This window comes from Paenibacillus sp. FSL P4-0184, assembly GCF_038004625.1.
GTDB lineage: Bacteria > Bacillota > Bacilli > Paenibacillales > Paenibacillaceae > Paenibacillus_AQ.
This window is the reverse complement of sequence record NZ_JBBORN010000001.1, coordinates 460,913-473,566: the sequence shown is the minus strand read 5'-3', so window position 1 is coordinate 473,566 and position 12,654 is coordinate 460,913. Positions and strand designations below refer to the sequence as shown.

The window sequence follows — 12,654 nt, the reverse complement described above, 5'->3', positions numbered from 1 at the left end:
CGAAAGATGGCATTGACTAAAGAGGGTTCGATGTCCTTTTTTAGCTCCCGCTTCTGTAATTTATATAGATCACTTAACCAGCTAATAACGACCGCCCCTTTTCATTATCAATTTTCTTCCAGTCCCAGTTTTTTGGGTGAGGTTGTAATTATCGTAGATGAAGCGCTAACAGTCAAGTGTCAGAATATAAAATAATGATTTTTACCCTTGTTCTTCCAATCATTAGGGATAGGAAGTGCGTAGGATCACAAAGCATTTATTGGATACGTTTATACTCAATATATTAATTAAATTTGAAATATAAATTACATAAGAATTTGGAGGCTACGGGCATGGATCATTTTACTTTTACAGATATGAAAAAAATAAAGAGAGAAAATTTGGGTGATGCTGTACCCTTAGAGCTTTTCAGAACGATTAGACTTATTGGATTATACCAAGCGTTACCCATGAATGGTAAGGGCACAACGTTGACCATAGGAAGAAAAATTGGGGAAGAGTTTGGTGTTACCTCCGTTAATGAACTATTCGGGTTATTCGAACAAATGAAGATAGGGATCCCAATAATAACCCATGAAGATGACAAGGGAATGTCAATTGCAGTACACGATTGTTTCTGCGAAGGGTTACCTATTATGGAAGGGAAAATGGTATGTGACCTAGAGGGGGCCATTATCGAAGGAGCACTTAGCAAAATACGTGGGAAACGAGTTTCCGTCCGGGAAGTGAAATGTAATGTTCATGGGGATGAATGTTGTGAATACATAGTCAAATATTAAAAATTCACGTGATATTTCGATCATAATACGGATGTTTGAATCAGATCTGAAAATGACAGAAGAACAGCGATTCTCCATCCTTGGAGAATCGCTGTTTTGATTTTTTGTTCAATTGTGATTAAGAAGCTGATTTAGGAGTAAACGCTCTACGAATAACCTTTGTCAATTCCATTAGGATGACGGCGCCGAGTGCCAGACCGCTTGCAATCAGCCAATCGGACATTCCGAATGAAGCTGGAATCGAGAAGATTTCTCTAACCCCTGGCAGAACCGCAATCCCGTAAAAGGCAAAGCAGACCAAAACGGCTCCGATGACGTATTTGTTGCTGAAAAACCCAGCTTCAATAGCTGTTTGACTGTTCGAGCGAGCGGCAAAGGTCTGAAGTGTACGAGACAGGATCAGGGTTGTAAATGCCATAGCCACGCCCATATCAGGGGAATGCTGGAGTCCGATATACAGGGATATAATTACGGCTATACCTATAAGTAGACCACGGGTAATAATAGCCTGCATCATTCCTCCGGCAAATATACCTTCCTTCAGTTCCCTTGGATTTCTATTCATCACGTTAGGTTCAGGTTTCTCCATACCAAGGGCAATGGCGGGCAGTGAATCATTCGCCAGATTGATAAATAGAAGCTGAATCGCTGTGAAGGGATTAATCCAGTCGAAGATCAGGGCAAACAGAATGGCGATAATCGCACCCAGGTTGCCTGAAAATAAATAGGCGATCGCTTTTTTGATATTGTCGAATACCGTTCTGCCCACAGATACAGCATTCACAATGGATACAAAATTATCATCGGTCAAAATCATGGCAGCCGCGTCTTTAGCAACGTCGGTTCCACTACCCATGGCAACACCGATATCTGCTTGCTTCAAGGCAGGCGCGTCATTTACGCCATCACCGGTCATGGCAGTGATTTTGCCTTTTCGCTGCCACGCCCGGACAATTCTGATCTTATTCTCCGGAGAGACTCGGGCGTACACACCAATCTGCTCAAGCTTATTATCCAGTTCTTCGTCGGACATGGCATCAAGCTCTTGACCGGTTAAGGCAATTTCTTTTTCGGTCATAAGGCCGATATCACGTCCGATCGCTTGTGCGGTTGTCTTATGATCACCAGTAATCATGATAGTCCGAATTCCAGCCTTCTTGGATTCTGCGATCGCGCCATAGACAGCCTCCCGAGGGGGATCAATCATAGCTGTCAAGCCTACGAGCACCAGATTTTGTTCATCCTCAAGACCCACTTCAGTGACTGTATTTGGTACAGTTTTGTAAGCATAGGCAAGTACACGTAGTGCTCTGCTGGAAAATTCCTCATTGGCTTCAATGAAACGATCAAGAACTTCAGGTGTCATCGGCACTTCTTGTCCACTTAGTAGTACATGCGTACAAAGACTAAAGAGTACATCTGGTCCGCCTTTAGTGATCATTGCTTTTTGTCCGTTAAAAGTGTGTAAGGTCGTCATTAGCTTGCGATCAGAGTCAAAAGGAAGTTCGGCTTCACGAGGGAAATTGTCGCGTATTTCCTTGTAATCTTTATTCATGCTGTTACTGAAGGCAATAAGTGCCACCTCAGTTGGATCGCCTAGTTCTTTACCATCTTCATTAATGTTAGAGTCGTTACAAAGCACGGCAATGTGTAGGAGGCGCCGGGCTTCCTCAGACCATTCTTCGGGCTCTTGATTGAATTGATCACGATCACCTTCCGGTAAAAAGTAATCTACAACCGTCATTTTATTTTGGGTCAGAGTACCGGTTTTGTCCGTACAGATGACACTGGTTGATCCAAGTGCTTCGACGGCTGGCAGCTTACGAATAATCGCATGTTGCTTAGCCATTTTGTTCGTACCTACGGATAAGACAATCGTTACGATCGAGGATAGAGCTTCAGGAATAGCGGCGACTGCCACAGCGACTGCAAACATTAGGGCATTCAGGATGGCTTCCGTGGTATCCACTGTATCATTCGACAGCCAAACACGTCCGGCTTGGATGGCAAAGATCAAAACGGACAGCACGATAATCGCTACACCCAGCTGCTTGCTAAAGGTTTCGAGCTTACGCTGTAGTGGCGTCTGCTTGGCTTCGGCGCTCTCAATGAGTTCAGCGATTTTGCCGATTTCGGTTGTCAGTGCAGTTCCTGTCACTACAAGAGTTCCACGGCCATATACAACCAAAGAACCGCTAAACGCCATATTACGACGGTCTCCGAGTGGAGATTCCTTCGCGATGGTATCCGTATGCTTCTCTACAGCTTCGGATTCTCCGGTCAGCATGCCTTCATTGATCTTCAAGCTTCCCGATTCTATGATACGGCCGTCGGCAGGTACGAAATCTCCAGCCTCCAGTAATACGATATCACCGCGAACAAGCTCTCTGGCAGGGACGGTTTTTAAGGCTCCATCCCGCAACACTTTAGCCTCGGGTGCCGACATCTGCTGCAGGGCATCAAGTGAACTCTCCGCTTTACGAGTTTGGATGACACTTATAACTGCATTGAGAATCAACACGAGGAAAATGATAAGCGACTCCATAACTTGACCCATAACAATCTGGACAATGGCCGCAATAAGCAGTACGACCACCATAGGGTCCTTGAAATTTTCAAGAAAAAGCTTCCAGAGGGGATCTTTTTTCTTTCCTTTTAATTCATTGTAACCATCACGTTCCAGTCGTTTGTCGACTTCTGCCGACGTAAGCCCGTTAGTTGTACTCTGCACTTCCTGTAAACTGTCTGTTACATTCTTGCGGTAATACTCCACTAATGATAGCTCCTCTCCGCTGTGCTGTGTCTTTTTTTAGGTCTCATAAGCTTCGATTTACTGCATAAGTGCACATAACTGCGTGTTCTACACAAGTATGGTATATCAGTTCGTCAAATCAGTAGACTTCAGGACCTATCTTCAAACTTACGATTCAACTTGGCGCAAGTTTCAAAATATGGAGCTTAGTATGCGCATATCTAAAAAAAGATCATTCGTAATCGTCCATATTGTGAAATCTTTTTAATGAATAGTATTGGATTACCTATGAAGAAGTCTTAATACATGGGAAGACATAGGGGATTCCTGGATCTTTCGTGTGTTTTCCTATGATTATGGGGGGTAACACCTTTAGTATTAGTATAGTTGTGGATAGAATCGGAAGGTAAAATAATGTGAGTATACATGTAAGCGTTTACAAGGCGGGGGGCGATTAATAGCAAGAAAAGATGTTTCTGCAATGAGTGCAAAGGGGTAGCACTGTTTCGTATTTTGTGATTTTAGACCGGATTGAGGGCTGTTACAAGGAATTGTAGGCAATTCGCTAATGCTAAAGACCAAAATTAGGAGGAATGCTGCAAATGAACAAAATGCTTAAACAAGTCATCTCGATCTTACTCGCAATCGCGATACTTATACCGTCAGGTTTGTTTGCTCCGGTTACGGAAGCTGCGACATCTGAAATTCCTGTACTATTGTATCATCGTATTGTCGATACAGCGACGAATGAATGGACAGATACAAGCGTAGATAAATTCAAGAGCACTATGAAATATCTTTATGATAACGGCTATAATACATTGACTGCGGATCAATATGTGAACATTAAAGCCGGTGTCGAGGCAGCTCCTGCCAAACCGATTTTACTCACTTTCGATGACGGGACTCCTGACTTTGTTACCAAAGCTCTTCCGGTATTGGATCAATATGATATGAATGCGGTGGCATTTATTGTCACTGGATGGATTGGTGCTGGCTACAGCATGTCGCATGCGCAACTGCAAGATTTAGCGACCAACCACCCGAATATCAGTATCCAGAATCATACGCTTAACCATGCAGAAGGTGTATGGAAGACTATGACAAAGGCGGAAGCTTCCGCAGAATTAGCTGAGGCCAATAATTATCTTAAAAAAATCACGAATAAAGATCCTATTCTTTTGGCTTATCCTTATGGGGACTTCAATTCCGATGTTCAGGCTGCAGCTGCGGCGAATGGCATTAAGTACTCCTTTAAAGTAGGTTATCCGAATCAAGGGGACCATGCTAGTGGACGTTATTACGTACAAATGGGTACAACATTATCCGACGTTGCGAATTGGATTGGTGGACCTGCACCTGATACGACAGCACCTTCTACTTCGGTAACCGTTTATCACGAATCCTTTTCGAATGGTAAGGGAGTTGCTACACAATCAGGGAACGCAAGCTTGACGACAGTCACGAACAAGGTTTTTGCGGGTAATGAGGACGGCACAGCATTATACGTTAGCAACAGAGCTAATGACTGGGATGCGGCTGATTTCGATTACAGCGGGATGAAGCTTGTAAACGGTAAGACTTATACGGTAACCGCATCCGTTTATGTTGATGCTGATATAGCGATCCCTAGCGGTGCCCAAGCTTATTTACAAAGCATAGACAGCTATGACGTTGTTGCAAGCGCGAATTATGAAGCTGGTAAAGCAATCACTTTAAGTGGGAAATTTATTGTTGATACGAGCAAAAATACGAAACTACGTATTCAATCAAATGCGAGCGGAAAAGAGGTTTCATTCTACATCGGTGATCTATTGATTACCGAACAGGTCACTACAGAAGAGCCAACTAGAGAACCGGCGTTACCTTTTACCACCGTTACTTTTGAGGATCAAAAAGCAGGCGGTTTTGTAGGTAGAGCAGGTACTGAAACGCTGACCGTATCCAACGAAGCGAATCATACGGATGGTGGTTCATACGCTTTAAAGGTAGGGGGCAGAGCGGATACATGGCACGGTCCTTCATTACGTGTGGAGAAAAATGTTGATAAGGGACAAGAATATAAAATTTCACTCTGGGTTAAGTTGATCGAGCCAGCAAGCTCACAGCTTAAGCTTTCAACACAAGTTGGTAATACGAGTGCTAGCTATAATACACTTGCTTCAAAGACCATCAGCAATAATGACGGCTGGGTTCAGTTACAAGGTACCTATCGTTATAGCTCAGTTAGTGAAGAATATTTAACCATCTATGTAGAAAGCTCTGACGCAATAGCCTCTTTTTATATCGACGATATCCGTTTTGAAAACACCGGTTCAGGTACGATTGAAATTGAAAAAGATTTAGCTCCGATCAAGGATACTTATAAAAATGATTTTCTGATTGGAAACGCAATATCGGGAGGAGATCTTGATGGTCTTAGATTGGATCTTCTCAAGATGCATCATAATATCGTTACAGCAGAAAACGCAATGAAGCCGGATCAGGCTTATTCTTCACCAGGCGTATTTGATTTTACTGCGCAAGATAAGCTTGTTGATAAAATTTTGTCTGAAGGACTTAAACTGCATGGACACGTACTGGTATGGCATGCGCAGACCCCTGATTGGTTGAATACAACAACAGATGCAAATAATAACAAGTTTCCATTAAGCCGGGAGGAAGCTCTCCAGAATCTGAGGACCCATATCAAAACCGTTATGGAGCATTTCGGCGACAAAGTAATTTCCTGGGACGTTGTTAACGAAGCGATGAACGATAACCCATCTAACCCAACAGATTGGAAAGCCGCATTGCGTACAGCCCCTTGGAAAAGCGCCATCGGAACAGACTATGTAGAGCAGGCGTTCCTGGCGGCAAGAGAAGTATTGGACTCGCATCCTGAATGGAACATTAAGTTATATTACAATGATTACAATGATGATAATCAGAATAAAGCACAAGCTATTTATAGTATGGTCAAAGAAATCAACGATAAGTACGCGTTAGAACACCCCGGCAAACTTCTTGTCGATGGTATTGGTATGCAGGCGCACTACAATATAAACACGAACCCGGAAAATGTGAAACTGTCATTGGAGAAGTTTATATCTTTGGGTGTAGAAGTAAGCATCACTGAGCTTGATATCATGGCCGGAAGTGACTCTAAGCTAACCGAGCAGCAAGCGATTGCTCAGGGGTATCTGTATGCGCAGCTGTTTAAAATTTACAAGGATCATGCAAAAAATATTTCGCGCGTGACCTTCTGGGGTCTTAATGATGGCACAAGCTGGAGATCTGAAAATAATCCATTGCCGTTTGATGCTAACTTGCAGGCTAAACCAGCTTATTATGGTGTAATCGACCCAGATAAATTTATTGCAGAGCATACACCAGAAAGTGTAAATGCTAATCAGTCAACCGCTAAATATGCAACACCTGTAGTTGACGGGACTGTTGATGCCGTTTGGAACGATGCGGCCCCAATGCCGATTAATCGCTATCAGATGGCATGGCAGGGCGCAAACGGTGTAGCAAAAGCACTTTGGGATGATGAAAATCTTTATATTTTAGTCCAGGTCAACGATACGCAGCTTAACAAAAGCAGTGTCAATGAATATGAACAAGATTCCGTCGAAATCTTCTTGGATCAAAATAATGCAAAAACAAGCTTCTATCAAAGTGATGACGGGCAGTACAGAATCAATTTTGACAATGAGACTTCATTTAATCCCACAAGCATCGCAGCTGGTTTCGAGTCGGCGACTCACATTTCCGGAACAAACTACACGGTTGAAGTGAAGATTCCGCTTCATGGGGTAACTCCGGATGACGATACAAAGCTTGGTTTCGATGTACAGATCAATGATGCTAAAGACGGCTCACGTCAAAGTGTTGCGGCTTGGAACGATACAACCGGTACTGGATATATGGACACATCTGTTTATGGTGTACTTACCCTCAAGGGGAAATCAACTGATACGGAACCAACACCAACACCGGATCCAACACCAACACCGACACCAGCACCAACCAATGAACCAACTGGTAGCAGCAATACTGGTAGTGCAGTAACAACTCCACAGCCTGTAGCCATTGCAAACAAAGAGGGTGTTGTTACGATTACACTGGAGGTGAAATCCGATAACGGGCGTGCCATAGGCACGATCTTCAGCGACAACTTGAAAAAAGCGCTTGAACAAGCTACAGCAGCGGCAAACGGCAAGAAACAAATCGTGATCGAAGTACCAAAGCAAACGGATGCGAAAGTGTATGATATACAATTGCCAACCCAAAGCTTGATGGGGAAAGAAAACTTTGAACTATTGCTTAAGACGGAAAATGCTACAATCCAAATTCCAAGTAATATGCTGCCCGACTTAACAGACCTTGCTGAGCAAGTGTCCATACGCATAAGTAAAGTCTCTGCGGACAGCCTGAGTGCAGCTAACCGCAATTTGATCGGCAGCCATCCGGTTATTGATCTAAGCGTAGTATCAGGCGATAAAGTCATTCCGTGGAATAACCCTAACGCGCCTGTAACAGTATCCATTCCTTACACACCGACAGCGGAGGAACTAAGTAATCCGGATTTAATCGTTGTTTGGTACATCGATGATAACGGCAACGTAGTACCGGTTCCGAACGGCCGATATGATGCTGCAACCCAAACGGTTGTATTTCAAACGACCCATTTCAGCATTTATGCAGTAAACTTTGTAAAGAAAAACTTCGGAGACCTGCAGAGCGTATCTTGGGCAAAACAAGCCATAGATGTTATGGCAGCTCGCGATGTCATCCAAGGCACCAGCATGAATAGCTTCTCACCTGCAGATTCTATGAAGCGAGCGGATTTCATTGCTCTTCTCGTGAGAGCGCTTGAACTGAAGGGGACGGGCAAAAGTGCAGCATTGTTCAGCGATGTCCAAAAGACGGATTATTATTATGATGAACTGGTCATCGCGAAGGAACTGGGAATTGCCACAGGCTTTGAAGATGATACGTTCCGACCAAACATTGAAGTCTCTCGCCAAGATATGATGGTGCTGACTGCGCGTGCGCTAGCGGCATCCGGTAAGCAAATCAAGGCGAGTGGAACTTTAAATGCTTATCTGGATGAAGCAAGCATCTCCAGCTATGCGAAAGACAGCGTATTATTGTTGGTCAAATTCGGAGTTGTGAACGGAAAGAATGATAGAATTGCGCCTAACGACACGCTTACCCGTGCTGAAGCAGCAGTTATCTTGTACCGCATTTGGAAGCTGTAGGCTCAGCAGCAGTACTCTTTAAGATTTGAAATAGTTCGTGAAAATGAACACCAGGCAGCGACTCTCCGGTTCTTGGAGAGTTGCTGCCTGGTGTTTTTGTTAAGCGGATTATAGTATTCTTAGCGCCAGATATTGCTGTGATCTGCAAGACAACTGCATTCTATGCAGCTATTTCGTATGCAAAAGTATTATTCTGACTTTAATTGTATTCCATACAATTAAAAACTACAGAAACGACCTATAAGGGTGAAAGTCAAGAAAATAGGTGTATGAAATACAGCTATTTTCATTGGTCGAATGAATTAAAGTATTATAGCTGTACGAAATACAGTTAAATACTTAAAAAATACTAATTACTTCTATATATTAAGCTTCTTTGGTAATCATTTTTATGAGCTTCACCTTGAGTTCTTGCTCCGGATCAGTCGTAAACCGTTACATCAACTGCATTATCGGGATCTCCCGGATATGTTGGAAAAGATGGCGGATGAGATGGTGGAGGACATTCTACAAGTGGTGAACAACGATGACAACCATAACGAGTCGGTTGATGAAGAGAATTTAAGGATATTAGAGAGTTTGATGGCGGAAATCATCTCTGCACACCAGGAGAAAAAGGAGGGTGCCGCTGATCATTCCAAGATGCCCATACAGAAGGACATTGCCGTTTGGTACGGTTCAGCAGCATTAATTGGCACGGTTATTTCTTGGCTTCGAGATGACATGCCCTATACGCCAGTGTATCTTGCCAGACAGATTAGTATGCTGCGTGCGAACTAGTCAAATGAATACGAGCAAAAGAAAAAGCCGCGCATCATTGCGCGGCTTTTGATGTACAAAGCGGGTTACTCACTGAACACTGAGATTATCCCAGTTGACTTGGAATTCCTTCAGCATGCCTTCTTTGGTCAGCTTGCCACCGAGATAGCCTTGAATGCTGCTGGATAATTCCTGCGGCATCCCGTTTGGCAGGCGGGTCCAGTTCCAGGTCAGCGCTTGATCCTTATCGGTATAGGCCAGCACCTCGGCGCCCAGCGCTCCAAGATCTTCTTCGGTGCCCTTAATGCTGTCGAGCGCAGGGATGAACTGGAATTCCTTAGTGATATACTTTTTCCCGGTCTCGGAGGTGACCAGCCAATCCAGGAAGACCTTGGCTTCCTGCTTGACGGGAGAGTTTTTATTGATCACCCAATTGCTTGGCACGCCTACATACAGCTTGTCATTGTCTTCGGGGGTGTCGTCAATGGGCATCGGTAGGATACCCAGATTTAGATTAGGATCGATGCCGTCGATCTGTCCTTGCGTCCAGTTGCCCTGCTGCATCATCGCAGCTTCTCCGCTCGCTACCATCGTGACTTGGGTATTATAATCGGTCGAGAGTGGATTCTTGTTGCCGTACTCTACAGTTAGGTCCAGCAGGTCGATCCATTTGGAGAAAACCGGGTCTCCAGCGAAAGTTTTGGTGCCGTCCGTAAGCCCGGCGATAAATGCTTCGGGATCTGGCTGCTGGGCGAAAGCTACGTTCACATTATGATTGCCGAGCACGAACCATTCCTGATATCCATTTGCAAAAGGTATGATGCCCGCTGCCTCTAACTTCTCGGAGGCTTCGCGCAGAGCGGTTAGAGTAAGGGGTTTCTCGGTGATGCCTGCTTTCTTAAACAGTTCCTTATTATAGATGAAGCCGTATCCTTCGAGATTCATCGGCATGCCATAGAGCTTGCCATCTGCGGTCATCTGTTCTGCAGCTAGGGGCTTTACATCCTTGGCCCAAGCTTCACCGCTTAAATCCTCCAGATATTCCATCCACATATCACGTTCATTGTTGCCGCCAATGGTGAAGATATCAGGTTCATCTCCTGATGAGAACTTGGCGCGTAGGGAGGCGCCATAATCGGTCCCGCCACCCACGCTTTGCACCTCCAGCTTAATATCGGGGTGTTCCTTCTCAAATTCAGTCTTAAGCGAAGCTAGTGCTTCAGATATTTCAACCTTGAACTGGTAGATATGCACGGTTTTAAATCCATTCGCATTGTCGCTGTTATCTCCGCAGCCGGCTGTCAGGGCAGCCAGCAGCAGGGAGCATGCGAGGAGAATTCCACGTTTGGTTCTCATATTCATTCATCCTCTCTGGCTGAAAATAACATGTATCGTTAGCCCTTTACGGAGCCTTGGGCAATGCCTTCAATAATATATTTTTGCATCGCTAGGAAAAAGATGACCACGGGCGTAATCCCGAGCACAAGTCCCGGAAGTGCCAAATCCCACTGTTTCGTATATTGTCCGAAGAAGCTATAAGTGGCGATGGGAATGGTGCGAAGCACCGGGTCCTGCAGAATAAGCGAAGGCATCAGGTAATCGTTCCAGATCCACAGGGTATTCAGAATAATGACAGTGACAATAATCGGCTGCATGAGCGGAAGCACAATCCGGAAAAAGGTACCATAAGGACTGTTTCCATCTACTCTCGAAGCCTCCTCAATATCAAGAGGTACCGATTTGACGAAGCCATGGAATAGAAACACAGTCATCGGGGCGCCAAATCCAAGATACGCTAAAATCAAACCTGCGGTTGAATCCATGACGCCCAGACCGCTAACAACTTGCACCAGCGGGATCATGATCGCCTGAAACGGAATAACCATAGCGGCCACTAAAGCAATATAAAGTATGCGGTTATATAAGCTGTTATTGCGGACCATTTTGTAAGCGCACATAGAGCAGAGGAACGCTAGCAGAATATTACTAATCACCGTGATAATAAAAGAGTTCATAAAGGCACGAGGAAAATTGATAGCTTTCCAAGCTTCGGCGTAGTTGCTCCACTGGAATACGGAGGGCAGCGCAGCGGAATCCGAAAGAATCTCACTATAGCTTTTAACCGAGTTAGCAAGCAGAAAGTAAAACGGTACTAGGAATAGAAGGCCCAGCAGGATCACAATTACTTCGACGAGAAACAGGGGCACATTGAATTTCTTGGCGGTAGTCTCCATTACAGCTCCACCTCTCTTTTCTTGGTTGCTCTAACCTGTAGCAGGGAGATTGCGGCCACAATGATGAAGAAAATCATCGCTTTCGCGGAGCCCATCCCGAATCGGCTAATAGTATAGGCCTCATTGTAAATATTCAACGCTACAGATTCGGTAGCTTTGAAGGGACCACCCTTGGTCAGCGACAGGTTAAGGTCGAACAGCTTAAACGACCAAGAGATAGAAAGGAACAGACAAACGGTTACAGCTGGCATAACCAGCGGGATGGTGACATGGCGTAAAGCCTGAAAGCGTCCGGCACCATCCACTTTTGAGGCTTCAATCAGGCTTTTGGGAACGTTGTTGATTGCAGAAATGTAGATGACCATTAGGTACCCTGCATTTTGCCAGACAAATACGATCACAATCGCCCAGAAGGCTGTCCCTCCGGTGCCCAGCCACGGAAGATTAAAGAAGGACCAGCCCGTAGCCTGTCCAATCGAGGAGAATCCTCTGACAAAAATAAACTGCCAGATGAACCCGAGCAATAGCCCACCAATGACATGAGGGACAAAAAATACCGTTCTCAGAACATTGCGCGTGAACAGCTTACGGGTCAGCACATAAGCGAGTGCGAAGCCGAGCAGATTGGTCAGTACCAGGCCAAATAAAGTGAACTTCGCTGTGAACCAGAATGAATGAAGAAAGGAAGGGTCCTTTGTGAAGATATGTAGGTAGTTCCGGAGCCCGGTCCACTCCACATGACGCGAGATTCCGTTCCAACTTGTAAAAGAATAATAGAGTCCTAAAAAGAAAGGAATCAGCACAATCATAAAGAAAAACAAGGAAGTCGGCCCGACAAAAACAAACTGCTGCATCAGGCGTGATCTTTTTCTATGGTCCATCGT

7 protein-coding genes are annotated in these 12,654 nt (G+C 44.7%); 3 read left to right on the top strand and 4 right to left on the bottom strand.

The window, feature by feature from the left end:
* Window positions 1-332: 332 nt before the first annotated feature.
* Complete coding sequence (locus MKY52_RS01940; RefSeq protein WP_042185883.1) at window positions 333-779, top strand: V4R domain-containing protein; 447 nt, start codon at window positions 333-335, stop codon at window positions 777-779.
* 118 nt (window positions 780-897) lie between these two features.
* Here MKY52_RS01940 and MKY52_RS01935 read toward each other — a convergent pair whose 3' ends face one another.
* Window positions 898-3,552 (bottom strand): cation-translocating P-type ATPase, encoded by a 2,655-nt coding sequence (locus MKY52_RS01935; RefSeq protein WP_341049522.1) that lies wholly within the window; start codon window positions 3,550-3,552, stop codon window positions 898-900.
* 581 nt (window positions 3,553-4,133) lie between these two features.
* On the opposite strand from MKY52_RS01935, the gene MKY52_RS01930 reads away from it, so the two are divergent.
* Window positions 4,134-8,777: an endo-1,4-beta-xylanase gene (locus tag MKY52_RS01930; protein WP_341049521.1), complete on the top strand. Its 4,644-nt coding sequence runs from the start codon at window positions 4,134-4,136 to the stop codon at window positions 8,775-8,777.
* A 468-nt stretch (window positions 8,778-9,245) separates the two neighbouring features.
* Window positions 9,246-9,557 carry a TetR-like C-terminal domain-containing protein gene (locus tag MKY52_RS01925; RefSeq protein WP_341049519.1) on the top strand — a complete coding sequence of 104 codons (312 nt, stop codon included), beginning with the start codon at window positions 9,246-9,248 and terminating at the stop codon, window positions 9,555-9,557.
* Between the two features lie 69 nt (window positions 9,558-9,626).
* On the opposite strand, the gene MKY52_RS01920 is transcribed toward MKY52_RS01925, so the two are convergent.
* Genes MKY52_RS01920 through MKY52_RS01910 form a run of 3 tightly spaced genes read right to left on the bottom strand, consistent with a single transcriptional unit; the run spans window position 9,627 to window position 12,651 of the window.
* Window positions 9,627-10,892: an ABC transporter substrate-binding protein gene (locus MKY52_RS01920; protein WP_341049518.1), complete on the bottom strand. Its 1,266-nt coding sequence runs from the start codon at window positions 10,890-10,892 to the stop codon at window positions 9,627-9,629.
* Window positions 10,893-10,930: 38 nt separating this feature from the next.
* Complete coding sequence (locus tag MKY52_RS01915; protein ID WP_341049517.1) at window positions 10,931-11,770, bottom strand: carbohydrate ABC transporter permease; 840 nt, start codon at window positions 11,768-11,770, stop codon at window positions 10,931-10,933.
* Complete coding sequence (locus MKY52_RS01910) at window positions 11,770-12,651, bottom strand: carbohydrate ABC transporter permease (protein WP_149647851.1); 882 nt, start codon at window positions 12,649-12,651, stop codon at window positions 11,770-11,772. Before MKY52_RS01910 ends, MKY52_RS01915 begins: the two co-directional genes overlap by 1 nt.
* Window positions 12,652-12,654 lie beyond the last annotated feature (3 nt).